Origin of the sequence: Leisingera sp. M658 (assembly GCF_025144145.1) — a bacterium.
GTDB lineage: Bacteria > Pseudomonadota > Alphaproteobacteria > Rhodobacterales > Rhodobacteraceae > Leisingera.
On record NZ_CP083546.1, the window covers coordinates 115,721 to 138,971 of the forward strand.

Genomic DNA, 23,251 nt, shown 5'->3' on the forward strand with positions numbered 1-23,251 from the left:
ATTCATTTCAGGCCGGGCGTGCCGTCGAATTTCTTTTCGATGTCGTTCCAGCAGTCGATGTAGTCATCCTGCAGCGGCGCTTCCTTGGCAGCAAATGCGGTCAGATGCTGCGGGAAGCGGGTCTCGAACATGAAGGACATGGTATTCTCCAGCTTTTCCGGGCCGAGGTTGGAATTCGACGCGCCCTCGAATGCGTTCTTGTCTGGTCCATGCGGCAGCATCATGTTGTGCAAGGACATGCCGCCTGGAAGAAATCCCTGCGGCTTGGCATCATACTGGCCATAGATGTTGCCCATCAGCTCCGACATGATGTTTTTGTGATACCACGGCGGGCGGAAGGTATTCTCTGCCACCATCCAGCGCTCGCGGAACAGCACAAAGTCGATATTGGCGGTGCCTGGAACGCCTGAAGGAGCGGTCAGCACGGTGAAAATCGACGGATCCGGGTGGTCGAACAGGATCGCCCCAACCGGGCAGTAGGTGGTCAGATCATATTTGAAAGGTGCATAGTTTCCGTGCCAGGCAACCACATCCAGCGGCGAATGGTCGATCTTGGTCTCGTGAAACTGGCCGCACCATTTGATGGTTACGGTCGAGGGGACCTCACGATCTTCAAACGCTGCCACCGGCGCCTTGAAATCGCGCGGGTTGGCCATGCAATTGGCGCCGATCGGGCCGCGGCCCGGCAGTTCGAATTTCTGACCGTAGTTCTCGCAGACAAAGCCGCGGCAGGGCCCTTCCAGCACCTCGACCCGGTAAACCAGCCCGCGCGGAATGATGGCAATTTCCTGCGGCGCCAGGTCGATGATGCCCAGTTCTGTCGTAAAACGCAGCCTGCCTTCCTGTGGCACTACCAGCAGTTCGGAATCAGCGGAAAAGAAGTAGCTGTCCACCATCGACTCGGTGACGAGATAGATGTGGCTGGCCATGCCGACCTGGGTGTTCACGTCGCCCGCGGTGGTCATGGTCCGCATGCCGGTGAGCCACGTGAGGCCCTGATCCGAATGCGGCACCGGATCCCAGCGGTACTGGCCCAGAGAGATCACGTCCGGGTCCACGTAAGGCGCTGATTTCCAAAGCGGCAGTTCGATTTTCTCATAACGGTGCGAATGTTTAACCGAGGGACGGATCCGGTAGCACCAGGTCCGTTCCGGCGGGTCGGCGGTAAAGGCGGTGCCGCTCAGCTGTTCGCCATAAAGGCCATAGTTGCACTTTTGCGGACTGTTCATACCCTGCGGCAGCGCACCGGGCAGCGCCTCACTTTCAAAGTCATTGGCAAAGCCGGGCATGTAGCCCTCGTGCGGCCCCTGAAGAGAGGGGGCCTGGATCATTTCTTGGGGATCGGCGGGCCGATTCATCGCGCGTTTCTCCTCTTGCTGCTTGCGGAATATTAGTTGTTTTTGTAACTAACAAGGGAGAGGGGAGCAAAATGACCGAAAAAGATGATTTCGCCTTGCAGGATTTCCTGCCGTATCTGTTGAACCGGGCGGCTGAGGAAAGCTCGCTGGGTTTCCAGAAACACTACAAAAACCGCTATGGAATGCTGCGCACAGAGTGGCGGGTGCTGTTCCACCTGGGCAACTACGGTGAGATGACCGCCAAGGAAATCGGTACGCGGGCAAAGATCCACAAGACCAAAATCAGCCGCGCCGTGGCCAAACTATCGGAAAAGCGGTTTGTGACCCGCACCCGCGATGAAAATGACCGGCGGGCCGAACATTTGACCCTGACTGCCGCCGGGGAGGCCGCCTATAAAGATCTGCGCGAACATGCGTTGCAGTTCGACACCGGCATCTGCGCCCGGTTCACCACCGGCGAAGTTGCAATTTTGCGGTATATGCTGCGCAATTTAGCAGGGATAGCCCCATAGACATCGGCGTCTGGAATACCCAAGTAAGGCGGCGGTATTGAAGGTGAAAACATGATACAGATTGATGTCAATTCCGGACCGTTGATTGCCTGGCTGATGGAGCAAGGTCTTCAAGGCGCGCAGCAGCAGGATCTTTTGCAGGGATATTGCCAGCGCCTGGTCGATGCTGGAGTGCCGCTGTGGCGCTTCCATCTGGCACAGCGCGCCTTCCACCCGAAATTCGGTGGTCTCGGTTTCAATTGGACCCGCACCGACGGCATCAGCCACGAGCACTACGAATACCGCGAGTCCCCGCGCGAGGAATGGCTGCGCAGCCCGTTCTTCCACATTCTGGAGCACAATCTGGAAGAATTCCGGGAAAGGATCGAAGACAGCGCTCCGGCGGAATTTCCGCTGCTGCCGGAATTGCGGGAGCGCGGGGCGACCGATTACTTCGCCAAAGGTGTGCGGTTTGCACCGCCCGAAGCGGGTCCGAACGATCCGCGCCATCCGCAGGAAGGTATGCTGGTTTCCTGGTCATCAGACCGGCCCGGCGGGTTCAGCAGCCGCGAGCTGGATCTGATCCGTACCACGCTGCCGCATCTGGGGCTGGCGCTGAAATCCTCTTCCAACCGGCAGATGGCCAGTGATCTTTTGCAGGTCTATCTGGGCCGCGATGCGGGCCGCCGGGTTTTGTCAGGCGAAATTCAACGCGGTTCCTCGCAGCAGATCGATGCTGTGCTCTGCCTGTTTGATCTTAAGGGGTTTACCCAGCTGGCGGAACGGCTGCCCGGAACCGAGCTGATCGAGATGCTGAACGGCTATTTCGGCCTGGCGGTGGAAACCATCCAGGCGCATGGCGGCAACATCCTGAAGTTCATGGGCGACGGCATGCTGACCATGTTCAACCTCGGCAGTATTGAGGAGGACGCCCATGCAGCCCTTGCGGCGGCCAATGAACTGTGCGGCAAAGTGCGCGCCTTCAACTCCGAACGCGAAGAACAGGGTCTGCCCACCGCGGGCTTTACTTTGGCGCTGCACGCGGGTGATATCCTGTATGGTAATATCGGGGCCGAGAACCGGCTGGATTTCACTGTGATCGGCCAGGCGGTGAACCAGACCGCCCGGATCGCGGGGATGCACCGTTCGGTCGGTCAAAGCATCATCATGTCGGAAGACGTGCAAAAGGCGGCCAAGGGCACCAACCACGATCTGGTGTCGCTGGGCCGTTACATGCTGCGCGGAGTGGCCGAGCCGATCGAGCTTTACACCATTTACCGCGGCAATTGCGGCTGCGATGGCTAAACCGCCGCGGGGCAGGATCAGATACTGATCTCGACCCCCGGCAGGTTCACTTCCTTCATCATGTCGCGCAGTTCCTGCCGGGCGGCGATGTTGGAAATGTTCAGCTGCTTGACGCCGATGTCCTTGAGGTCCAGCAGCGTCAGCCCGCGCGGGAACAACTCGCGGAAAATCACCCGCTCGGAAAAGCCCGGTGCGACCCGGAAGCCGATCCGCTTGGACAGCATATTGATGGCGCGCTCCATCTTTTCCTTGTTGACCATGCGCTGAGTGCCGACGCGGTTGCGGATCACGATCCAGTCGATCGGCTTGAGCCCCGCCTGCGCCCGCAGCTGGCGGGCGTTCCAGACCATTTCCGAGTAGACGGACGGCCCGGTAATCGCCTCACCCTTCTGGTCCACATGCGCCAGCAGGTCGAAATCGACAAAACTGTCATTCAAGGGTGTGATCAGCGTGTCAGCCAGTGAATGCGCAACCTGACTGAGACGCGTGTGCGAGCCGGGGCAGTCGATCAGGATGAAGTCATGGCCCGGCTCCAGCGCCGAAACCGCCGCTGACAGCCGGTGGTCATAGATGTTTTCCCCCGGCTGCAAGCTCTCGGGATCAATCTCCGGCAGTTCGTGCATTCCCACCATCGGCAGGTCCAGCCCTGCCTTCGCGCAGAAATCCTTGCGGTTCTCCAGGTACCGCCCCATCGAGCGCTGCCGCAAGTCCAGGTCAAGCGCCGCCACCTTGTGCCCAAGCCGGGCCAAGGTGGTGGCAACATGCATGGACACAGTGGATTTTCCCGCGCCGCCCTTCTCGTTGCCGACGACAATAATATGCGCCATGTACAGGTCCCTTCGCTCGTGCCTTTGGCACGCTTTTATCTTTGCGCCCCTGTATAGGCTCTGGATTCGGTCAAGAAAAGCGGTCTGCGCGGGCTGGTAAACTTAGTGTATCACCTGTGTTTTGAAGGTCCCGCCGGCTTGCGGTTGGGACGGGTGTCACCGCCTTTCCCAGGCTTGGCAAAAGGAGCGCGGGCCTTGTTTTTCTTGCTGTTCGGCTTGCCGGCCGGCGGCTTGGGGCCTTTGGCTTTGTACGGTTTGGCTGCCGGTGCACCGGGCTTGGTCATCCGCTTGGAGGGATCAGAGGCGCCGCGCGGCTTGGCGACAACAGCCGGATCAGGCTTGGGGCTGCTTTCCGGCGGGCGGCTGCGGCGCGGCTCGCGCTCGAAAGGCGGTTTGTCCGCAGAGCGTTTTTCCTGCCAGTCCTTGCGCGGCGGGCGGCTGTCCCGGCTGTCATCGGATTTGGCGCGGTACGGCTTTGGGCCATCCGGTTTGCCGCGGTGCGGCTTGGAGTCCCGGTCGCGGTCGCCTTTGAAGCCACCTTTTGGTCCGCCGGGGCTGCGGCGCGGTGCCGGACCCAGATCAGGGGCTTCGGACAGCTGTGTCAGCACGGCGCCTGGCTCCAGCTCGGTCTTGCCGCCCAGTGCTTTCAGGAAGCCATCAACAGCATCCTGGCTGATTTCGGCAAAGGTTTCGTTTTCTTGTATCCGGATCGCCCCGATAACGTCGCGATCAATATTGCCGGCTTTGCACAGCATCGGCAGCACCTTGCGCGGGTCCGCACCGGTGGCGCGCCCGCCCGACAGCGAGAACCACACCGACGGGCCGAAATCCTTGCGTTCTTTGCGTTCCTTCCGCGGCTCCTCAGCGCCGGCCGGGCGCAGATCTTCCGGCGCCGAATGGCGGCTGCGGAAAAGGCGCAGGTAGGTGGTGGCGATCTGCTCGGCAGAGAAATGCTCCAGCAGGGTCTTGACGCCTGCCTGTTCCTGCTCCGCAACAGGTTCCTGCCAGACAGGATCGGCCAGCATCCGCTCCTCGTCACGCGCCATGATGTCGTCGGCTGACGGCGCTTCGCAGTGTTCTGCCGTCAGCTTGGCCCACTTCAGCAGCCGCAGCGCCTTGCTGCGGGCCTTGGGTGGCGCGATCAATGCGCTGACACCCTTGCGGCCCGCGCGGCCGGTCCGGCCCGAACGGTGCAGCAGGGTTTCATGGTTTGACGGCAGCTCGGCATGAACCACCAGCTCCAGCCCTGGCAGATCGATACCGCGTGCGGCCACGTCAGTGGCCACGCAGACCCGGGCGCGGCCGTCGCGCATTGCCTGCAGCGCTTGGCTGCGCTCGGCTTGGGACAATTCGCCCGACAGCGTCACCACCGACAGACCGCGGTTGGTCAGCCGCGCCGCCAGACGGTTCACCGCCGCACGGGTGTTGGCGAAAACGATGGAGCTGGGCGCCTCATAGTAGCGCAGCACATTGATGATGGCGTTTTCCGCATCTTGCTGCGCCACGCTCATCAGCCGGTATTCAATGTCGGAATGCTGTTTGGTTTCGCCTGCGGTCTGGATCCGCTGCGCGTCTTTCTGGAACGTCTTGGCCAGGCTTGCAATGCCCGAAGGCACAGTGGCCGAGAACAGCAGGGTGCGGCGGTCTTCGGGCGCTTCGCCCAGAATGAACTCCAGATCCTCGCGGAAGCCCAGGTCCAGCATTTCGTCGGCTTCGTCCAGCACCACGCCGCGCAGATTGCTGAGATCAATAGAGCCGCGCATGATGTGGTCACGCAGCCGCCCTGGCGTTGCCGCGACGATATGCGCACCGCGGGCCAGCTCCCGGCGCTCGTCGCGCATATCCATGCCGCCAACGCAGGAGGCGATCACCGCACCGGCGCCCTTGTACAGCCAGCTCAGCTCGTGTTTCACCTGCAGCGCCAATTCCCGTGTCGGCGCAATCACCAGGGCCAGCGGCGCGGCAGCAGCCTCAAATGTCTCAGCCTCACCCAGCAGTGTCGGTGCCAGCGCCAGCCCGAAACCGACTGTCTTGCCCGATCCGGTCTGCGCCGAAACCAGCAGGTCGCGCTCGTTCAGCTCTGGCTGGGTCACAGCCTCCTGCACTTGGGTCAGGGTTTCATATCCGCGCTCTTGCAGTGCGTTGGCCAGGGCTTGTTTCACGAGGAGGGCTGTCTTTCCCGCAAGGCGCATACCGCCTCAGCGTCAGGAGAAAAGAAAGAAGGCTGCCCGTCCGGGGCAGCCTTCGGGAGTTTGGCAAAATACGGCAGGTGGCTTAGAAGCCCAGGCCTTCGTATTTCTTCTTGAACTTCGACACGCGGCCGCCGGCATCCATCAGGCGCGAGGTGCCGCCGGTCCAGGCCGGGTGCACGGTCGGGTCGATGTCCAGCGCCAGCTGATCCCCTTCATTGCCCCAGGTGGAGCGCATTTTGAGGATGGTGCCGTCGGTCATTTTGACGTCGATGAAGTGGTATTCGGGATGAGTGTCTTTTTTCATGATACCGCTCCTCAGGCTTTCTTGGGCTTGTAGTGTGCATCTTCTGCGATACGGGCCGACTTGCCGCGGCGCTCGCGCAGGTAGTACAGCTTGGCGCGGCGCACGCGGCCGCGGCGCACAACGGTGATGCTGTCGATGTTGGTCGAATGCAGCGGGAACACACGCTCCACGCCTTCGCCGAACGAAATCTTGCGGACGGTGAACGAACCGGCAATGCCCGAACCGTTTTTGCGGCTGATGCAAACACCTTCGTACATCTGCACGCGCGAACGCGAGCCTTCGGTCACCTTAAAGCCGACACGGATGGTGTCGCCGGCTTTGAAATCAGGGATATCTTTCCCCAGGGCGGCGATCTGTTCCGCCTCCAGCTGTGCGATCAAGTTCATCGCAACTCTCCTAAATTGGCCTGCAGTTTTTCCGCAGAGGTTTGCACCGTCATGAGAGCTCTTGGTCTTCACCGGGTCCCGCCACAGGCAGCCCGCCAGAGATCACGCAGTCTGTTTCTTGCTTCTGGCGGTCAGGTCCCGGGTGAAAACCGAAGAAGATCTTCAGGTGGATTGATCCAACAGTCAGCAGTCCGGAGCCGCAAAAGCGAATCCAGACTTGCGGACGTATAGGCAGAAATGCGGGCCGGATCAAGGGAAAGAAATGCAGTTCCGGCCGCAGCGGGGGCGGAGCCGGGCCGCAGCATGGAACCTTCGAGGATGACAGGCGTTTTACCTGACCGGAGCCAAGAGAGGAAGACAGATGGAGCAGGTGGATGCGGATGTCGGCAATGTTTTTGAGAAGATAGACAACTGGGTGGACGGCTTTTTCAGGATCCTGCCCAACCTTGGCATCGCGCTGGTTCTGCTTGCCGTGTTCTGGCTGCTGGCCAGGCTGGTTGCCGGTGTCGTGAGTAAGGCCGGGAAAAGACGCGGGCGGGACAATCTGGGCGAGGTCGGCGCAGCCCTGATAAAATGGGCGCTGATCATTGTCGGTCTGATGCTGGCGATCACGGTCATTGCGCCCTCCATCACTCCTGCGGATCTGTTTGCCGGCCTGGGTATCGGCTCCGTTGCCATCGGCTTTGCCTTTAAGGACATTCTGCAGAACCTGCTGGCGGGGATCCTGATTCTGCTGCGCCAGCCGTTTTCGGTTGGGGACCAGATTATCTCTGGCGGGCATGAAGGCACGGTGGAGCGGATCGAAACCCGGGCAACGCTCATTAAAACATACGACGGGCGCCGCGTCGTCATTCCGAATTCTGACATTTATACCGATGCCGTCACCGTTAACACAGCGTTTGAGCAGCGCCGTTCGCAGTATGACGTGCAGATCGGCTGCAACGACAGTTGGGACGACGCCAAGCGGATCATGCTGGAGGCTGCGCGCGGATGCGACGGGGTGCTGGAGGACCCGGCGCCGGAAGTGCTGCCTTGGGCGATTGCTGACAATGGCAACAATATCCGCCTGCGCTGGTGGACCAAATCCGACCGGGCAAGCGTGGTGCAGACCTTTGCCCAGGTGATCGAGGCTGTCTACAAGGCGCTGGATGAAAACGGAATTGACATGCCGTACCCGACCCAAGTGATGCTGTTTCACGACCAGACCGAGGAAACCGATGGCGACCGCAGCCGGCATCGTGAAGGCTGGCCTGCGCGGCCCGATGGCAACAACCCCAGGCCGCTCCGGATCGCAGATGCGCTGGCCGGGAGGCGGCAGACGCAAAGTGAGGAGAGCCAAGGGTAACCGGGTCCCCGGACGGGCGTGGCTGCACAAGGCCGGTGGGCCTTGTGTCTGTCACACCGGCAATCTTAGCCGGTTTTGTCGTCCACTGCTGCATCAGGGGCGTTTTTCTTGACGGACTCGATGCCATTGTCGCGGCCAGAGGCGCTGGCATAGCTTTGCGAGGTGCCGATCACCTGGCCATTGGTGGCTTTCAGGTTGAACATGTGCTTGCCGGCGGCTGTTTCCTTGCGCTCATACCGCCCATCATCACCAGCATTCTTTTTAACTGACTCAATACCGTTCTCAGCACTGGCTTTCTGCTTGTAGCCTTCGCTGGCCAGAATGTTCTCGCCGTTGCCTGCTTTCAGGCGGAAGCGGAATTCGCCCGCATTATCGGTATAAAGTTCGAATTTCCCAGACACCCTGCTCACTCCTAATTCCTGATGAATATGAGGGGACTAAAGCACGGCTTGGGTCATCCGGCAATGTTTTGGGGCTGCTGGCGCTGCTGTAAACGCGGAATTGGCGATGCGGGCCAATCACCCGATCAGCGTTTGTTGTCTTTCTTGCTGCTGTGAGCTTCCCACAGGTCAGGACGGCGGGCCTTGGTGATGTCTTCGCTCATCCTGTGTCTCCATTCCGCAATCTTACCGTGATGGCCTGACATCAGCACGTCCGGGATAACGCGGCCGTTCCACTCGGCAGGCCGGGTGTATTGCGGATGCTCCAGCAGGCCGGAGGAGAAGCTTTCTTCCTCGGTCGAAGCCTGGTTGCCAAGCACCCCGGGAAGGAGCCGGACGGTGGCATCAATCAGTGCCTGCGCGGCCAGTTCGCCGCCGGTCATCACGAAATCACCCAGGGAAACTTCCTGGATGCTGTAATGTTCCAGTACCCGTTCATCGACACCTTCAAACCGGCCGCACAACAGGGTCATGCCATCGCATTGGGCGAAGTTCTGCATCATCTTCTGGTCCATCCGGCGCCCCCGCGGCGATAGGTAGATCAGCGGCCAGTTGCCTTTGGTGCCTGCCATCGTGTGCTCAATTGCGGTGCCCAGCACATCTGCGCGCAGCACCATTCCGGCACCGCCGCCTGCCGGGGTGTCATCGACATTGCGATGCTTGCCGGCGCCGAACTCGCGCAGATCCACTGTCTCCAATTGCCACAACCCGTCCTGCAGCGCCTTACCGGTCAGGCTTTCACCCAGCACTCCGGGGAAGGCTGTGGGAAACAGGGTGATGACCTTGGCTTTCCAAACGCCTGCAAGGTCCGGCGTGGGTGTCATCAGTTCACGCGGTTTCAGGGTCGGGCGGATGGCTTTGCGGCCATGGGATTTGCTTGGTGCTGTCATAGTAATGCTGTTTAGTTCAGTCAGATTTTCGCGCAATAGAAAGCTTTGGATCCTGGATGACTTCGAACCGCACTTCTCTGCCAGCATCCATTGAGCAGCCGGGCGGGTTTGAGGCCGCGCAGCGCCGTGCCGAAGCACTGTGGCCCGGGATCGCTTCGGACCTGGGTCTCCCGGCTGCAGGCGCTTTGTTCAGACGGATGCAGGTCAACCCCAAAAAAGAGGATCATTGCTGCGTCTTGAGGGTTTCTTTGCAAGACGGCAGGGAACTTGTGATGCGGGCTGACTTCTCCGAAGGGAACCTTCACCGGTATCAAGCGAACCTGAAACGCCACCAAACCGCAGCAGAGGCGCTGAAATTCAGGGCGGGTGTATCGGTGCCGCAGCTTCTTTGGTGCGATCCCCAGTATAAGTACACGCTGATGGAATTGGCTCCGGGGGATACAGCATTCCAGGCATTGTATCTGGCTGGCTATGGGCTTGGGGACCGCGACCGGCTGTTGCAGCGGATCGGAGCCGCGGTTGCTGCGCTGCACCGCTGCTCGGCGGCGGATGAGCAGGTATTCTGGCCGAAGCGGCATCTTGAAACTGTGTCACGGACCGCCAGTACCGTTCGCACAGGAGAGGTGACCGTTGTAAAGCCAAAACGTTTCCTGGGGCTTTGTGCGTATCTGCACCGCGCTGGGCGGCGCGCCAGAGGTGTCAGATACCAGCCCTGCCTTGCCCACGGCGACCTGCATTTCCGGAATATTCTGGCCTCAGCTGATCAGATTTCCTTTATCGATTTTTCCAGCCAGAGGTTTTCTATCGCCGAGCGCGATATCTCCAACCTATGGCTTGCAAATGGCCTGGACCATTTGTCTGGCCTGGACGGAGACGCTGGATTTGGCGGGGTTTCACAGGCAGATTGGGCGGCGTTCGAAGAAGGCTACGGGCGGCATGTTTCCTGTGAACCGCTTTTCCAGTTCTGCTTTGCACAGCGGCTTTGGGAATCCTGGGTCAGGTTCTCGGCATCCGGCCGCGCCGCCGGAGAGAAAGGCCAGAGGCAGCTTGAGCAGTTGGTTAAGGTTCTTGATTTACTTCTGGAACAAGAACCGGACTGAGCGGGGCCTGCCCGCTCAGAACAGCCCTTCGGGCGGGTCGGCGATGATGCGGCCCCGGGCCTGGTCCACGGTTGGCACCGCTTCCAGAGTGAAGGGCAGCAGCACCGTGGCTTTCAGGCCGGGGCCGTGGATTTCCAGCAGGTCGGCGGCGCCGTGGTTCTGCACCGATTTCACTGTGCCCAGCAGGGTGCCACCGGTGTCATACACTTCCAGCCCGATCAGGTCGGTGTGATAGAATTCGTCATCCGGCAGCTTTGGCAGCTGGTCGCGGCGGGCAAACAGGCGCAGGCCTCTGACTGCATCGGCCTGCTCTTTGGTTTCAACGCCGCTCAGCAGGGCGGCAAAGCCGTTTTTGACCGGGCGGGTCAGGGTCACCGTAAAACTCCGGCTGCCGTCCTCGCTGGTAAGCGGTGAATAGTCGCCGATTTCTTCGGGGATGGCGCAAAAGCTCTTGAGCCGCACCTCGCCGCGCACGCCGAAAGCGCCGGCCACCGCTCCCACGCAAATCAGGTCGCTCATAGTTTTATTCCTTTGCACAGAACCCAGCGCGCAGCCATTGGCCGCCAGATTGTTCGCAGAGTTCGCTTTGGTGGTTGCGTTCAAAAAAGATGCCTGCGGTAAAGGCCACTGCAACAAAAAACACAAGCCGGATCAACCGTCCCATCACGGGCCTCAGCGGGTTTCAAGCGGCAGGCTGGCCATCCGGCTTTCCCAGCCGGTTTCTTCCAGCTCCGGCGTGTCCGAGAACCGTTCCGGATAGCCAATGCAGAAATAGCCGATCAGCTGCCAGCCTTCGGGGGCGTTCAGGTCGCGGTTCAGCTGTTCGGGATCCAGCACCGACACCCAGCCAAGACCCAGTCCTTCGGCGCGAAGAGCAAGCCAGAACAATGTGATAGCGGTGACCACCGAATAGCGGCGCATCTCCGGCATAGTTGCTGCGCCCAGGCCGTGGCCCTGTGCAGTTTCATCGTCGCAGTAGACCGCCAATTGCACCGGGGCGTCGCGCATACCGGACAGTTTCAGCCCGGCATAACGCGCGGCGCGTTCGCCGGAATACCCCTCCAGGGCTTGCGCATTGGCAGTCTCAAAATTCTTCAGCGCAGCGGCACGGGCGGGGCTGCTGTCCACCCGCAGGATGCGCCAGGGTTCGCTGAGGCCCACAGACGGGGCAAGCGGAATGGCAGAGAGGCAGCGCATCAGCACTGCCTCTTCCACCGGGTCGCTGCGGAACCGGCGCACGTCGCGCCGGAGCCGCATCAGCAGATCAAGCTGGCTGCGGAACTCTTCGGGAAAAGCGCCCCGCAACTCCACGGAATTATTCCGCGTCTGCAGTTGCTTCGGAGGCTTCAGCAGCCTTCGCAGCTTTCTCTTCTGCGCGCTCCTGGGCTTTCTTGCCCGGGGCGCCTTTCTTGGGGTTGCTGCGCTCGGTCTTGGCACGGACACCGGCCGCTTCCAGCATGCGGGCGATACGGTCGGTAGGTTGTGCGCCCTGATCCAGCCAGTGCTGCACGCGTTCCATGTCCATTTTCACGCGCTCTTCGCTGTCTTTCGGCAGCAGCGGGTTGTAGGTGCCCAGCTTCTCGATGAAGCGGCCGTCGCGCGGCATGCGGCTGTCAGCAGCCACGATGCGGTAAAAAGGACGCTTTTTAGAGCCGCCGCGGGCCAAACGGATTTTCATTGCCATGGGTACATCTCCTTTGATGGCGTTGTCCGGGGTTTGCCCCGGTTGTTCCTGTTGTGTGTTGTTATTCTTGGTGTTTCTTATGGTGCCGAATGACTTCACCGATGATGAAGTTCAAAAATGCCTTGGCGAATTCAGGGTCCAGATCGGCCTGTTTTGCCAAGTCTTCAAGCCGCGCGATCTGCGCCGCTTCGCGGGTCGGATCAGACGGCGGAAGGTCGTGTTCAGCCTTGAGCCGCCCCACTGCCTGGGTGTGCTTGAACCGCTCGCCCAGAGTATAAACGAGGATCGCATCCAGCCGGTCGATGCTTTCGCGGTGGCCCTTCAGCAGCTGGGCTGCGCGGACGGCAGGGTCTTGGGTTTCTGTCGTCATCAGGTCCTCCGCAGGGCTGCAATGCCAGGGCGTGCCGGGACAGCAGCGGGCATATACCCGCTATTCACAGCAAGTGGACCGCCACAGCGCAGCGAATGGGTATTCTGGTGCAACTCAGTCAAGTGCCCAACCCTCCGGCTTGAACAACGGGTCGGCGTAGTGGCCGATTTCCATTTCGATGCCATGCGCAATCTGGCTGTCCTTCAGGGTGTCCGGCGCAGGGTGGCGATAGACCGCGTCATTGCCATCGATGGTCGCGGCGCTGTGGTCCTTGGAAGCGCCGAGCCGCTCTGCCAGCCGGATCGAGTCGAGATTTTTGGGATCGATATAGCTGACCGCGGTCTCCCAGCCCAGATTTGAATAAAAATGTCCGCGAGCGGCCTGTGCCGCCTCCAGCGCATAGCCCTTGCCGGCGGCACCGGGCCAGATGATCCAGGCGATCTCGCGCTCGGGCCAGCCTGCGGGCTGCCAGCCGCCGGCCATGCCGTAAGTCTCGTCCGTGGCCTTGTCGTGGATCATCCACATGCCGAAACCGCGCACCTGCCAATGGCCGATCTCGGCGGCATAGAGCATCCAGGCCTCGTAGGTATTCAGCGGTCCGCCCATAAAGCGCGAGCGGTAGGAGCTGAAGGTGGCTTTGAAATCGGGGTAGTCCTGCGGTTCGGGGCCACGCAGTACCAGACGGCGGGTTTCGATCACCGGGATGTCATAGGGCATCAGCGCGCTCCCCCCAGCGGAAGGTCGCGACCGGGCCGGATTATGATCCCGTAACGGCCCATTAGTGCAGCAGGCCCCGTTCGGCCTGCGCGCCGGACAAGCGGGCGGGCGGGACGTGGCGCCAGACGCGGATATTGGGCGCGGGCTGCAGGCGGAAGCTGACCGGCTTTTCCGGGCGGGCGCCGACGCGCTGGGCCAGTGCGATGGAGGCGCCGTTTTCCTCGGGCACGTAGGAGACGATGCAGTCCCAGCCGACCTCGGTAAACAGCCAGTCGAGAACACATTGCGCGGCTTCGCTGGCGTAGCCTTTGCCGCGGCCCGTTTCCATCAGGTGCCAGGACAGCTCCGGTTCCGGCCAGCCCTTGGGGAACCAGGGGCCGACAAGACCCACGGTCTGCCCGGTGCTGCGCTCCACCACCGCGAACAGGCCGTAGCCGTGCAGGTGCCAGTGGCCGATGATGGTGGCAATAGACCACCACAGCGAATCCGGATCTTCCGCCGCATCAATAAAGCGCGCCGCACCTGGATTCAAGAAGGCCGCATTGGCGTCGAACTCCGGATCTGCCGGAGATATCAGCATGAGGCGCTTTGAAACAAGCCGCGGATACGGCGTTTGCACGTCAGTCATCTTGTACCCCTTTGTCCGGGCGGCGGACCGCCCGGCATAAATTTCACCCATCCAATGAGGGAGTATCGGGGAGACTGCGTAATTTTCAGTTAAACGGGCTGCATCCCGGGCTGCTGGGGCGGCCTGGTTTGTGCAAATTTGACAGAAGCTCATGCGTAGGCCTCCATCCCGCCATCGCTCGGCGCATCAGGGGCAGGGTGGCGGTAAACCAGCTCACGCCCGTGTTTAGGGTTGTCGAATTCCGCCTCGAACACCGCGCCCAGCCGTTCGGCCAGCGCCACCGAACGGGTATTGCCCGGGAAGATGTTGGAACTGAGTGCGGGCAGGCCCATGACCTCATAAGCGTGAGTGCGCGCGGCCAGCGCGGCCTCGGCCATGATGCCGCGGCCTTCGCCCGCCGGGAAGGCAACCCAGCCCAGTTCCGGTTCCGGCCAGCCTTCGGGCTGCCAGATACCGGTGATGCCGAGCGTTTCGCCTGTATCCTTGCAGGTGATGGTCCAGAAGCCGAAACCGCGCATTGCCCAGTGTCCCACCGACATGGTGAACCAGCGCCAGGCTTCGTTGCGGTCGAGCGGGCCGCCAAATCCCCAGGAGCGTGCTTCATCGGCGAAGAACATTGCCACCGGCCCGAAATCCGCCGCCTCCGGTCCGCGCAGGACCAGGCGTTCGGTTTCAAGCTGAGGGATGACGGGGAGCCGCATAGGTTACTTCTTCTTGCCGAAGCCGCTGAGGCCTGCGGGCAGGCCCATGCCGCCGCCAAGACCGGGGAGGCCGCCGGGCAGGCCCTTGCCGCCGCCCATCGCCTTGGCCGCCGCTTCCAGCGCCTTGGGGTCCATCTGGCTGGGGTCCATGCCGCCCATGTCCGGCATGCCGCCTTTGCCGAACATGCCGCCCAGGGCCTGTTTCAGCATCTTGCCTTTGCCCATCTTGCCCATTTTCTTCATCACATCGGCCATCTGCCGGTGCATTTTCAGAAGCTTGTTGAGGTCGGAAACCTCCATGCCGGAGCCGGCCGCGATGCGTTTCTTGCGCGACGCCTGCAGCAGCGCGGGGTTGGCGCGTTCCTTTTTGGTCATCGAGTGGATCATGGCGATCTGGCGCTTCAGCACTTTGTCGTCCATGCCGGCGTCCTGCACCTGCTTGGCCATTTTGCCCATGCCGGGCATCATCTGCATCATGCCCTCCATGCCGCCCATCTGGAGCATCTGTTCAAGCTGCATCTTCAGGTCGTTCATATTGAACTGACCCTTCATCATGCGCTTCATCATCTTCTCGGCCTGTTCGGCCTCGATGGTCTCCTGGGCCTTCTCGACCAATGCGACGATGTCGCCCATGCCGAGGATACGGCCGGCGATGCGGTCTGCCTCGAAGGTCTCCAGGGCGTCCATCTTCTCGCCCAGGCCGACAAAGCGGATCGGCTTGCCGGTGACAGCGCGCATCGACAGCGCCGCACCGCCGCGGCCGTCGCCGTCCATCCGGGTCAGCACTACGCCGCTGATGCCGATCTTGGCATCGAATTCCTCGGCCACCTCAACGGCGACCTGGCCAGTCAGGCCATCGACAACCAGCAGGGTTTCGCGCGGGGAGACCACATTGCGGACGTCCTCGACCTCCTGCATCAGCACTTCGTCGATGTGCAGGCGGCCGGCGGTGTCCAGCATGTAGACGTCATAGCCGCCCAGGGTTGCCTGCTGCTTGGCGCGTTTGGCAATATCGACGGGTTTCTGGCCGGGCACGATCGGCAGGGTGTCGACGCCGATCTGGGTGCCCAGGACGGCCAGCTGGTCCATCGCTGCCGGGCGGTAGACGTCGAGCGAGGCCATCAGGACTTTCTTGCCCTCTTTGTCCCTCAGCCGTTTGGCCAGCTTGCCGGTGGTGGTGGTCTTGCCTGAGCCCTGCAGGCCGACCATCAGGACCGGGGCGGGCGGGTTGTCGACCTTAAGCTTGCCGGGGTCTTCGTCACCGCGCAGCACGTCCACCAGCGCGTCATGGACGATTTTGACCACTTGCTGGCCCGGGGTCACCGATTTGGTGACGGACTGGCCGGTGGCCTGCTCCTGCACCTTTTTAACGAAGTCGCGGGCCACCGGCAGCGAGACATCAGCCTCCAGCAGGGCGACGCGGACTTCGCGCAGGGCGGACTTGACGTCCTCTTCATTGAGGGCGCCCTGTTTGGTCAGCCGGTCAAAAACGCCGGAAAGGCGTTCGGATAGATTTTCAAACATGCCTTGCGGCCTCCTGTGCCGGTTTCCAGTTGTAGCGCCCCCGTATGTAGGGGACATGCGATCCATGCGCAAATGCCGCCAAGGTCCTTAGTGTTTGTCGCGAGGGCAAACCAAACGGGTTTGCCCCCACGGGCGTAACACGCTGGTGGAGGGCGATCCCTGGCACGGGCAGGGACCGGAAGACTCAGTGCTTCCGGATGTTCGGAAAGGCGTTACGCCGATTGACCGCCAGAGTCAACAGTTGCAGGGGCAGCTGGCAGCCATGCATTGATCGCATCGGCCAGCCGCTGCGGGCCGCGGCCGTTGGTGTAGGCTGCAACCACCGGGTGGCGGCCCGCTCTCATACCGCCGTCCAGCACCAGCACCGGGCGGTAAAGCGTGCGGGTGCGGCCCTCGCTGCGGCTGGTGGTGCTTTCCACCTCGGCGTGGGACAGGTCGGCGAGGCGGTGTTCGGCTTGGCTGTAGCCGAAGACCGACTGGCGCCGGATCACGATACTGCCGCCGGAGCGGTCTAGGATCACCTGCACCCTGCGCACAAAGAGGCAGAAGGCCAGCGCGCCCATGCCGCCGCCAGCCAAGGTGAAGATAAGGCCGGGCCAGATCAGATCGCCGCCCTGGCTGAGCATACCCAGGCCAGCGCCGGCAAAGGAGAGGATAAAAAAGACGAGCATGATTCCGATCAGCCATGGCGTGTCGGCGAGGATCAGCTGCTCCGGTGTATTGCGGGTGATCTTCATGATTTCAGCTTACCTTGGGGAAGGCTGTAATTCAGGGGAAACTGGCGCTTTTGGCATCAGATATGAGTGCAAACAGGAACAGGCCTTGGGATTGCACGCTTGACTCAGGCGGGGTGGCTTGGCCAACATCAAGGGGCTGGCCCAATGCCGTCCACTCACCGGCGGGCTTGCTTGGATGAGCACCGAGGCAAATCTTCAGCACAGGCATATTACGCGGACCTCAGCGTTCGCGATCCTTACCGAGCAGCCACATCAGCCAAGGGAGGATCAGATACATGCGCGTTTTCACTATTCTGGGACCGTCGCAGTCCGGCAAATCAACGCTGGCCACGGCGCTGGCCAATCTGGACAGCGCCGCCGGTAAACGGCAGGAGGTTGCAGGCGTCGCCGCTTTGCAGCCTTTTTCATTCATGGGCGAGCACTGGGCCGCAATCGACATCGCGGGCGGTGCTGACAATCTGGCGCAGGCTGGGCCTGCACTGGCGGCGAGCGATGCTGCCGTCCTCTGCGTGCCGGCTGATGCCGGGGCTGCGGTACTCAGCGCGCCGTACTTGCGCAAACTGGAAGAGGCGGGCATCCCCGCCTTTCTTTTTGTCAACCGCATGGACCAGGCAGCGGACCGGGTGGCGGAGATTGTTGCCGCGCTTCAGGCCTATTGCAGCCACAACATCATTCTGCGGCAGGTGCCGATCCGCGAGGATGGTGAGGTTGTGGGTGCTGTGGATCTGATTTCCGAACGCGCCTGGCAGTATCAGGAGGGCAAGCCTTCGGCGCTGATTGAGCTGCCGGTGGCAATGTATGCGCGCGAGCAGGAGGCCCGCACCGAGCTGCTGGAAGCGCTGGCGGATTTTGACGACACGCTGCTGGAGGAACTGATCGAAGATCAGAAGGTGATGGCGGAAGAGGTCTATGATGTGGCGACCAAGGTGCTGCAGCATAACGACCTGGTTCCGGCATTGATGGGGTCGGCTGAGCATAAGAATGGCATCCTGCGGCTGATGAAGTCCCTGCGGCACGAGGCGCCGGATGTGGGCGTGGCACTGGAGCGGCTGTCGCAGGACGGCGCGGTGGTGGCCGTCGGCTGCATGGCGGATCTGGTCAAACATCTTGGCAAGACGGTGATGGTGCGCGCGCTGGACAAAGGCATGGGCAATGGCGCCTCTGTCGGCGGCGCGGCTCTGGGGTCGCTGACAGGGATCGGCGGCGCCGTGAACAACGCGTTTCAGGCCGGAGACATTGGGCAGGCGGTTAAATCGGATCATTTGAACCTGGGTTTTGCCTATGGGCCGGACGGGGCGGCGCCGTTGCCGGATTGGGCGCAGCCGCGGCCTTCGACATTCCGGCGGGTGATCACTCCGTTGAATGAGCGCGACGATGCGCGGCTGTCGGGCGCGCTGGAGCGGCTGGCGGAGATCGATCCGGCGCTGGTGGTGGGGCAGGATGAGGCCAGCGGACATCTGCTGCTGAACCTGCAGGGGCCGCTGCACATGCGACGCATCAAGCAGGCTTTGAAAGACGAGTTCGGCGTCGAGGTGGAGGAGCGGCAGGTGCCGCCGGCGCTGCGCGAGACCATCAGCAAGAGCGTGCAGATCCAATACCGTCACCGCAAGCAGTCCGGCGGCGCGGGGCAGTTTGCCGATGTGCTGATCGAGGTGAAGCCGTTGCCGCGCGGCAGCGGTTTTGTGTTCGAGGAAACCGTGAAGGGCGGCGCCGTGCCCAAGAACTACATCCCCTCGGTCGAGGCCGGCGCGCGCGAAGCGCTGGCGCAGGGGCTGAACGGCCATCCGGTAGTGGATATCTGCGTGACGCTGAAGGATGGCAAGCATCACTCGGTCGACAGTTCCGACTATGCCTTCCGCACCGCGGGCAAGAACGCGGTCCGGGAGGCGCTGTCCGAGGCCGGCGCGGTGCTGCTGCAGCCGATCATGCGGGTGCATATCCATGTGCCGTCCGTCTTCACCGGCGGGCTGGTGCCGGTGGTGAGCGGCATGAAGGGGCAGATTCTGGGGTTCGAGGCTGAGGACGGCGTGGCCGGCTGGGACGTGTTCGAAACCCTGCTGCCGATGTCGGCGCAGGATAACCTGTGCAACACGCTGGCCAGTGCCACCCGCGGTACCGGCTGGTTCAGCACTGATTTCGACCACTACGAAGAGGCGCGGCGGGCGGATTTCGCCGAGGCCTAAGTCCAGGCTGGCGCAAATCGGGGCGCAGGGGGCAGAACACCTCTTGCGCCCCGCTGCTGTTTTGCGTGATCTGCTCTGCAATTCGACACTGATTTCGCGGAGCACGCCATGGACGCCTCATCAACCTATCAGGACAGCCTGCCTGTCTCTTCGGATGCGCTGCTGAAGCAGCTGGATGACTGGGGCATCGCCTATCAGCTGCATACCCATGTGCCGCTGCGCACGGTAGAGGACGCCAAGGGTGTCGAGGAGCAGTTCATGGTGCCGGGCGAAAACGCGCTGCGGCTGAAGAACCTGTATCTGCGCGATAAGAAAAAGCGGAACTATCTGGTGACGCTGCAGCAGGACAGGGAGATCGACCTGAAGGCGCTGGGCGCTGAGCTGGGCATCGGCAACCTGTCGTTCGGCTCAGCTGACCGGCTGCTGGAGAACCTTGGCATCCACCCCGGCGCGGTCAGCCCGCTGGCGATGATCACCGGCGCGGAGAAGGGCGTCACCTTCTATATGGACGCCACTGCACAGGAAGCGGATGTGATCTATATGCACCCGCTGGTCAATGACCGCACTGTGGCGATGAAACGCGCCGATGTGATGGCATTCTTTGCAAAGGCCGGGGTCGAAGTGAACTGGGTCTAGCCGGCCTTTTCCTCTGCCAGCGCTAGGTCTAGCGCGGCGGCGACATGGGCGGCAGAGGGGTTCACGAACAGGAAGCCGCCGGCCTCGAAACTGACGTCGTCGATGTGATCGGGGAAGGCCAGCGGCAGTTCGGTGCAGGCCAGCAGAATGGCGGTGCCGGGTTCGGCGTGTTTCTTACAGAACCGCAGCAGGCGGTCCTGTGCGCCACTGGCCGCACCGCCATAGAAGTTCTCGTCGATCATCGCCTGCATCTCTGCGATTTCGTCCTGCGGCAGGGTATCGTTCGCACTGATCCCATGTGCGGCGAGCACATGGGCATAGTTGCGGTCCTGCATAGTGACGGCGGTGCCCAGCACCAACGCCTGGATGGCACCAGTTTGCGCTGCGGCCTCTGCGGTTGCGTCGAAGATGCTGAGGACCGGCATCACCACCCCCTCGCGGATCGCATGCAGCCGGGCGTGCGGGGTGTTGGAGGCTATGATGGCAAAGTCGCAGCCTGCCCGTTCCAGCGTCAGCATCGCTTCGCGGAAGACGGCGTCGAAACCGGCCCAGCTGGCCTCATCCCCCGGCCGGCCGCGCAAGGCACGGGTTTGTGCCTGTACTACGGATTCGATGGTGATCGGCGGCACCGGCAGCGGTGAGCCCGCGCCGCGGGCTGCAAAGAACGCTCCGGCGCCTTCGCAGATGGCGCGGTAGTAATCGACGGTAGAGGCCCAGCCGACGCCGCCGAGGATGCCGATCTTCTTCATGGAAATGCCTGTGTTTAGAAATGCGGGTGCGGGCAGAGTGGCATGGCGGCCACGGGCTGCCAAACGTAAAAATGCCGCCAGCCGGGGGGGGGGGGGCTGACGGCGGGTGCGCGAGGCGGAGGGGATCAGGCCGCCAGCGCTTCGATCTGGGTTTTTGCCTTGGCCAGGGCACTGTCAGCGTTAACCATCAGGGCGTCGGCGGCAACGATCTCAACCTCGGTGATGCCGATGAAGCCCAGCACGTGGCGCAGATAGGTGGTGGCAAAATCTATGTCAGAGCCCGCCTGAGTGCCTCCAGAGGCCACTGCGATGATGGCGCGCTTGCCTTCCAACAGGCCGACGGGACCGGTTTCCTCATAGCGGAAGGTGACGCCCACGCGAGCCACCAGGTCAATCCAGGCCTTGAGTGTGGACGGCACCGAGAAGTTGTAGATCGGCGTGCCGATCACGATGGTATCGGCCTGTTTCAGTTCCTCCACCAGCGAGTCGGAAAGGGCCAGCAGCTGCTTTTGTTCATCGCTGCGCTGGTCTGCCGGGGTGAAGTTGGCCCCGATCCAGGCGCCGTCCAGCAGCGGCAGCGGCGCAGCCAGATCGCGGCGGATCACATGGGAGGCGCCAAGGCGGCTGGTGATCTGCGCCGAAAGATCGCGGGAAACGGAGCCGTCGGTGCGGGCGGAGGAGTCGATATGAAGGATGGTACGGGTCATTACAGTATTCCTGTGCTTGTTGCTGACAGGAATTTGGGTTATTGCATTTTCGAACGCAATGCCGCTTTAATCACATGAATTGTGCGTTTTTGCAAAAATCGCTATTTCGCCGGCAAGGAGGCCGCCATGGATAATTGGGACGAAGTCCGCACCGCCTATCAAGTGGCCCGCATGGGCACGGTCAGCGGTGCCGCCGAGGTGCTGGGCGTGCATCACGCGACGGTGATCCGGCATATCGATGCGATCGAGGCGCGGCTGGGCGTTAAGCTTTTTCAGCGTCATGCCCGCGGCTATACCCCGACGGAATCGGGTCAGGACTTGCTGCGGGTGGCGCAGGCGACCGATGACCAGTTCAGTCAGCTGGTCGGGCGGCTGAAAGGGCAGGGCGACGATGTCTCGGGGGAGCTGGTTGTGACCTCGCTGGCGTCCTTTGCACCGATGATGGTGCCGGCGTTGAAGCTGTTTCAGGATATGCATCCGGGGCTGATTATCCGTTACCTGACCGGTGACCGGCTGTTCCGGCTGGAGTATGGTGAGGCGCATGTGGCGATCCGCGCAGGCAATGCACCGGATCAGCCCGACAATGTGGTGCAGCCTTTCATGAAACAGCAGATCGGGCTCTATGCCTCAAAGGCTTATGCCGAAGAATACGGAATGCTGAAGGGTGTCGAGGATATTCCCAATCACCGGTTTGTCGGTCAGGACGATGAGAGCAGCAGGGCGCCGTTTTCCCGCTGGTTGCGGGCCAATGCGCCGGCTGAGGCCATCGCCTTTCGCTGTACCGATGGCTTTACCCTGAAGTCGGCGGTCCGCAGCGGTGCCGGGATTGGCTTTATGGCGGCCTGGGAGGCGCGGCGGCAACCGGATCTGGTGGAGATGATGCCGCCGCAGGAAGACTGGGAAGGCGCATTGTGGCTGGTGACCCATGTGGATCTGCACCGGACCACCAAGGTGCAGGCGTTCCTGACGTTCCTCAAGGAGCAGGTAAAGGACTGGCAGCTGTGAGCGAGGCACTGCGCGGGCATCTGGCGATGCTGTTGTTTTCGGCACTGGTGGCGGGGTCTTTCTCGCTGGGTGTCATGGTCGCCAACGAGATTGCACCAGCGGCCTTGAATGCGGCGCGGTTTGGTATTGCCGCTGTGGTGATCGGTGTCGCGGCGTTGGCCACCACCGGGCTGCGGCGGGTGCATTTCCGGGCGCCCTGGCGGTTTGCGGTGCTGGGCGGGCTGTTCGGCGGCTATTTCGTGCTGATGTTCTACGGGCTGCAGACAGCGGCGCCGTTCAGTGCCGCAGCGGTGTTCACGCTGGTGCCGGTGATGAGCGCCGTGTTTGGCTGGCTGCTGCTGCGGCAGATCACTACCGGCTGGATGGGACTGGCGCTGGCGATTGGCGCGGCAGGCGCGGTCTGGGTGATCGTGCGCGGTGATCCGGGCGCCTTGGCGGCATTCGAGATCGGCCAGGGCGAGATCATCTATTTCTGGGGCTGCGTGCTGCATGCGATCTATACGCCGATGGTGCGCAAGCTGAACCGGGGCGAGCCGGCGGTGGTCTTTACCTTCGGGATGCTGCTGGCGGGCGGTGCGCTGCTGGCGGTGTTCGGCTGGCAGGACATTCTGGCCACCAATTGGGCCCAGCTGCCCGGTATCGTCTGGATCGGCCTGTTCTATCTGGCGGTCTGTGCCAGCTCGGCCACCTTTGTGCTGCTGCAATATGCGGCGATGCGGCTGCCCTCGGCCAAGGTGATGGCCTATACCTATCTCACCCCCAGCTGGGTGATCCTGTGGGAGATCGCGCTGGGCCGCGGCGCGCCGCCGGGCCTGGTGCTGATCGGGGTGGCGATGTCGGTGGTTGCGCTGGTGATGCTGCTGGAAGGGGCGCGGTCGCGGGTCACAGCCTGAACGCAACGGGCTTGACCGCAACGGGCGTGCCCTCCGGCGGCCCTTCGCCGCCGCTTGCGGCAGGTCAACGCAATTCCCT

Annotated in this window: 26 protein-coding genes; 8 read left to right on the top strand and 18 right to left on the bottom strand. The window is 62.1% G+C overall.

The genetic code is table 11. The annotated features are described in order from the left end of the window. Positions 1–2: 2 nt before the first annotated feature. A complete protein-coding gene (gene hmgA / locus K3724_RS00585; protein ID WP_259989108.1) occupies positions 3–1,358 on the bottom strand; it encodes a homogentisate 1,2-dioxygenase in 1,356 nt (451 codons plus the stop codon). 71 nt (positions 1,359–1,429) lie between these two features. On the opposite strand from hmgA, the gene K3724_RS00590 reads away from it, so the two are divergent. Next, on the top strand, positions 1,430–1,870 hold the full coding sequence (locus K3724_RS00590) for a MarR family winged helix-turn-helix transcriptional regulator (protein ID WP_259989110.1): 441 nt from the start codon (positions 1,430–1,432) through the stop codon (positions 1,868–1,870). 51 nt (positions 1,871–1,921) lie between these two features. Continuing rightward, the gene (locus tag K3724_RS00595; protein ID WP_259989113.1) at positions 1,922–3,154 is read left to right on the top strand and encodes an adenylate/guanylate cyclase domain-containing protein; all 1,233 of its coding nucleotides are present in this window, start codon (positions 1,922–1,924) and stop codon (positions 3,152–3,154) included. 17 nt (positions 3,155–3,171) lie between these two features. On the opposite strand, the gene K3724_RS00600 is transcribed toward K3724_RS00595, so the two are convergent. The 4 genes from K3724_RS00600 to rplS form a co-directional block, all read right to left on the bottom strand. Beyond that, positions 3,172–3,981, bottom strand: a complete 810-nt coding sequence (locus K3724_RS00600; protein ID WP_259989115.1) for a division plane positioning ATPase MipZ — start codon at positions 3,979–3,981, stop codon at positions 3,172–3,174. Between the two features lie 110 nt (positions 3,982–4,091). Beyond that, a complete protein-coding gene (locus tag K3724_RS00605) occupies positions 4,092–6,143 on the bottom strand; it encodes a DEAD/DEAH box helicase (protein ID WP_259989117.1) in 2,052 nt (683 codons plus the stop codon). Positions 6,144–6,255: 112 nt separating this feature from the next. Next, the gene (gene rpmE / locus K3724_RS00610) at positions 6,256–6,477 is read right to left on the bottom strand and encodes a 50S ribosomal protein L31 (RefSeq protein ID WP_129369276.1); all 222 of its coding nucleotides are present in this window, start codon (positions 6,475–6,477) and stop codon (positions 6,256–6,258) included. An 11-nt stretch (positions 6,478–6,488) separates the two neighbouring features. Beyond that, positions 6,489–6,863 (bottom strand): 50S ribosomal protein L19, encoded by a 375-nt coding sequence (gene rplS / locus K3724_RS00615; RefSeq protein WP_129369277.1) that lies wholly within the window; start codon positions 6,861–6,863, stop codon positions 6,489–6,491. 361 nt (positions 6,864–7,224) lie between these two features. Between rplS and K3724_RS00620 the strand changes: the two genes are divergently transcribed. Beyond that, positions 7,225–8,208 (top strand): mechanosensitive ion channel family protein, encoded by a 984-nt coding sequence (locus tag K3724_RS00620; protein ID WP_259989120.1) that lies wholly within the window; start codon positions 7,225–7,227, stop codon positions 8,206–8,208. Positions 8,209–8,273: 65 nt separating this feature from the next. Here K3724_RS00620 and K3724_RS00625 read toward each other — a convergent pair whose 3' ends face one another. Together K3724_RS00625 and trmD are read right to left on the bottom strand one after the other, a co-directional pair. Next, the gene (locus K3724_RS00625; protein ID WP_129372790.1) at positions 8,274–8,609 is read right to left on the bottom strand and encodes a YegP family protein; all 336 of its coding nucleotides are present in this window, start codon (positions 8,607–8,609) and stop codon (positions 8,274–8,276) included. Between the two features lie 125 nt (positions 8,610–8,734). Then, positions 8,735–9,538, bottom strand: a complete 804-nt coding sequence (gene trmD / locus K3724_RS00630) for a tRNA (guanosine(37)-N1)-methyltransferase TrmD (protein WP_259989123.1) — start codon at positions 9,536–9,538, stop codon at positions 8,735–8,737. A 272-nt stretch (positions 9,539–9,810) separates the two neighbouring features. Between trmD and K3724_RS00635 the strand changes: the two genes are divergently transcribed. Beyond that, positions 9,811–10,638: an aminoglycoside phosphotransferase family protein gene (locus K3724_RS00635; protein WP_259989125.1), complete on the top strand. Its 828-nt coding sequence runs from the start codon at positions 9,811–9,813 to the stop codon at positions 10,636–10,638. A gap of 15 nt (positions 10,639–10,653) precedes the next feature. Here K3724_RS00635 and rimM read toward each other — a convergent pair whose 3' ends face one another. From rimM to K3724_RS00680, 9 genes are all read right to left on the bottom strand, one after another. Then, positions 10,654–11,157 carry a ribosome maturation factor RimM gene (rimM, locus tag K3724_RS00640; protein WP_259989127.1) on the bottom strand — a complete coding sequence of 168 codons (504 nt, stop codon included), beginning with the start codon at positions 11,155–11,157 and terminating at the stop codon, positions 10,654–10,656. Between the two features lie 153 nt (positions 11,158–11,310). Next, positions 11,311–11,895 (bottom strand): 5,6-dimethylbenzimidazole synthase, encoded by a 585-nt coding sequence (gene bluB, locus K3724_RS00645; protein WP_259992530.1) that lies wholly within the window; start codon positions 11,893–11,895, stop codon positions 11,311–11,313. A gap of 58 nt (positions 11,896–11,953) precedes the next feature. Beyond that, positions 11,954–12,322 carry a 30S ribosomal protein S16 gene (gene rpsP / locus K3724_RS00650; RefSeq protein ID WP_259992531.1) on the bottom strand — a complete coding sequence of 123 codons (369 nt, stop codon included), beginning with the start codon at positions 12,320–12,322 and terminating at the stop codon, positions 11,954–11,956. A gap of 61 nt (positions 12,323–12,383) precedes the next feature. Then, positions 12,384–12,692, bottom strand: coding sequence for a chorismate mutase (locus K3724_RS00655; protein WP_129369284.1), 309 nt, complete (start codon positions 12,690–12,692; stop codon positions 12,384–12,386). A 114-nt stretch (positions 12,693–12,806) separates the two neighbouring features. Next, positions 12,807–13,409 carry a GNAT family N-acetyltransferase gene (locus K3724_RS00660; RefSeq protein ID WP_259989129.1) on the bottom strand — a complete coding sequence of 201 codons (603 nt, stop codon included), beginning with the start codon at positions 13,407–13,409 and terminating at the stop codon, positions 12,807–12,809. A gap of 61 nt (positions 13,410–13,470) precedes the next feature. Further along, positions 13,471–14,037, bottom strand: a complete 567-nt coding sequence (locus tag K3724_RS00665) for a GNAT family N-acetyltransferase (RefSeq protein WP_259989131.1) — start codon at positions 14,035–14,037, stop codon at positions 13,471–13,473. Positions 14,038–14,186: 149 nt separating this feature from the next. After that, positions 14,187–14,738, bottom strand: a complete 552-nt coding sequence (locus tag K3724_RS00670; RefSeq protein ID WP_259989133.1) for a GNAT family N-acetyltransferase — start codon at positions 14,736–14,738, stop codon at positions 14,187–14,189. A gap of 3 nt (positions 14,739–14,741) precedes the next feature. After that, the gene (ffh, locus tag K3724_RS00675) at positions 14,742–16,262 is read right to left on the bottom strand and encodes a signal recognition particle protein (protein ID WP_259989135.1); all 1,521 of its coding nucleotides are present in this window, start codon (positions 16,260–16,262) and stop codon (positions 14,742–14,744) included. A gap of 212 nt (positions 16,263–16,474) precedes the next feature. Beyond that, on the bottom strand, positions 16,475–16,999 hold the full coding sequence (locus K3724_RS00680; protein ID WP_259989137.1) for a hypothetical protein: 525 nt from the start codon (positions 16,997–16,999) through the stop codon (positions 16,475–16,477). 275 nt (positions 17,000–17,274) lie between these two features. On the opposite strand from K3724_RS00680, the gene K3724_RS00685 reads away from it, so the two are divergent. Both K3724_RS00685 and K3724_RS00690 read left to right on the top strand, forming a co-directional pair. Continuing rightward, the gene (locus K3724_RS00685) at positions 17,275–19,182 is read left to right on the top strand and encodes an elongation factor G (protein WP_259989139.1); all 1,908 of its coding nucleotides are present in this window, start codon (positions 17,275–17,277) and stop codon (positions 19,180–19,182) included. Between the two features lie 108 nt (positions 19,183–19,290). Next, the gene (locus tag K3724_RS00690; RefSeq protein WP_259989140.1) at positions 19,291–19,818 is read left to right on the top strand and encodes a prolyl-tRNA synthetase associated domain-containing protein; all 528 of its coding nucleotides are present in this window, start codon (positions 19,291–19,293) and stop codon (positions 19,816–19,818) included. Here the strand turns inward: K3724_RS00690 and K3724_RS00695 are convergent. Together K3724_RS00695 and K3724_RS00700 are read right to left on the bottom strand one after the other, a co-directional pair. After that, on the bottom strand, positions 19,815–20,567 hold the full coding sequence (locus tag K3724_RS00695; protein ID WP_259989142.1) for an aspartate/glutamate racemase family protein: 753 nt from the start codon (positions 20,565–20,567) through the stop codon (positions 19,815–19,817). The genes K3724_RS00690 and K3724_RS00695 overlap by 4 nt on opposite strands. A 125-nt stretch (positions 20,568–20,692) precedes the next feature. Beyond that, positions 20,693–21,274, bottom strand: coding sequence for an FMN-dependent NADH-azoreductase (locus tag K3724_RS00700; RefSeq protein ID WP_259989145.1), 582 nt, complete (start codon positions 21,272–21,274; stop codon positions 20,693–20,695). Positions 21,275–21,400: 126 nt separating this feature from the next. On the opposite strand from K3724_RS00700, the gene K3724_RS00705 reads away from it, so the two are divergent. Together K3724_RS00705 and K3724_RS00710 are read left to right on the top strand one after the other, a co-directional pair. Beyond that, the gene (locus tag K3724_RS00705; protein WP_237455866.1) at positions 21,401–22,279 is read left to right on the top strand and encodes a LysR family transcriptional regulator; all 879 of its coding nucleotides are present in this window, start codon (positions 21,401–21,403) and stop codon (positions 22,277–22,279) included. Beyond that, entirely contained in the window at positions 22,276–23,172 is an 897-nt protein-coding gene (locus K3724_RS00710; RefSeq protein ID WP_259989150.1) for a DMT family transporter, read from the top strand. The genes K3724_RS00705 and K3724_RS00710 overlap by 4 nt, the downstream gene beginning before the upstream one ends. Positions 23,173–23,251 lie beyond the last annotated feature (79 nt).

Coding starts and splice junctions, on each gene's coding strand:
- hmgA (WP_259989108.1), bottom strand. CDS start 1,358: ATGAATCGGCCCGCCGATCCCCAAGAAATGATCCAGGCCCCCTCTCTT.
- K3724_RS00590 (WP_259989110.1), top strand. CDS start 1,430: ATGACCGAAAAAGATGATTTCGCCTTGCAGGATTTCCTGCCGTATCTG.
- K3724_RS00595 (WP_259989113.1), top strand. CDS start 1,922: ATGATACAGATTGATGTCAATTCCGGACCGTTGATTGCCTGGCTGATG.
- K3724_RS00600 (WP_259989115.1), bottom strand. CDS start 3,981: ATGGCGCATATTATTGTCGTCGGCAACGAGAAGGGCGGCGCGGGAAAA.
- rpmE (WP_129369276.1), bottom strand. CDS start 6,477: ATGAAAAAAGACACTCATCCCGAATACCACTTCATCGACGTCAAAATG.
- rplS (WP_129369277.1), bottom strand. CDS start 6,863: ATGAACTTGATCGCACAGCTGGAGGCGGAACAGATCGCCGCCCTGGGG.
- K3724_RS00620 (WP_259989120.1), top strand. CDS start 7,225: ATGGAGCAGGTGGATGCGGATGTCGGCAATGTTTTTGAGAAGATAGAC.
- trmD (WP_259989123.1), bottom strand. CDS start 9,538: ATGACAGCACCAAGCAAATCCCATGGCCGCAAAGCCATCCGCCCGACC.
- K3724_RS00635 (WP_259989125.1), top strand. CDS start 9,811: ATGCGGGCTGACTTCTCCGAAGGGAACCTTCACCGGTATCAAGCGAAC.
- rimM (WP_259989127.1), bottom strand. CDS start 11,157: ATGAGCGACCTGATTTGCGTGGGAGCGGTGGCCGGCGCTTTCGGCGTG.
- bluB (WP_259992530.1), bottom strand. CDS start 11,895: ATGCGGCTCCGGCGCGACGTGCGCCGGTTCCGCAGCGACCCGGTGGAA.
- rpsP (WP_259992531.1), bottom strand. CDS start 12,322: ATGGCAATGAAAATCCGTTTGGCCCGCGGCGGCTCTAAAAAGCGTCCT.
- K3724_RS00655 (WP_129369284.1), bottom strand. CDS start 12,692: ATGACGACAGAAACCCAAGACCCTGCCGTCCGCGCAGCCCAGCTGCTG.
- K3724_RS00660 (WP_259989129.1), bottom strand. CDS start 13,409: ATGCCCTATGACATCCCGGTGATCGAAACCCGCCGTCTGGTACTGCGT.
- K3724_RS00665 (WP_259989131.1), bottom strand. CDS start 14,037: ATGACTGACGTGCAAACGCCGTATCCGCGGCTTGTTTCAAAGCGCCTC.
- K3724_RS00670 (WP_259989133.1), bottom strand. CDS start 14,738: ATGCGGCTCCCCGTCATCCCTCAGCTTGAAACCGAACGCCTGGTCCTG.
- ffh (WP_259989135.1), bottom strand. CDS start 16,262: ATGTTTGAAAATCTATCCGAACGCCTTTCCGGCGTTTTTGACCGGCTG.
- K3724_RS00680 (WP_259989137.1), bottom strand. CDS start 16,999: ATGAAGATCACCCGCAATACACCGGAGCAGCTGATCCTCGCCGACACG.
- K3724_RS00685 (WP_259989139.1), top strand. CDS start 17,275: ATGCGCGTTTTCACTATTCTGGGACCGTCGCAGTCCGGCAAATCAACG.
- K3724_RS00690 (WP_259989140.1), top strand. CDS start 19,291: ATGGACGCCTCATCAACCTATCAGGACAGCCTGCCTGTCTCTTCGGAT.
- K3724_RS00695 (WP_259989142.1), bottom strand. CDS start 20,567: ATGAAGAAGATCGGCATCCTCGGCGGCGTCGGCTGGGCCTCTACCGTC.
- K3724_RS00700 (WP_259989145.1), bottom strand. CDS start 21,274: ATGACCCGTACCATCCTTCATATCGACTCCTCCGCCCGCACCGACGGC.
- K3724_RS00705 (WP_237455866.1), top strand. CDS start 21,401: ATGGATAATTGGGACGAAGTCCGCACCGCCTATCAAGTGGCCCGCATG.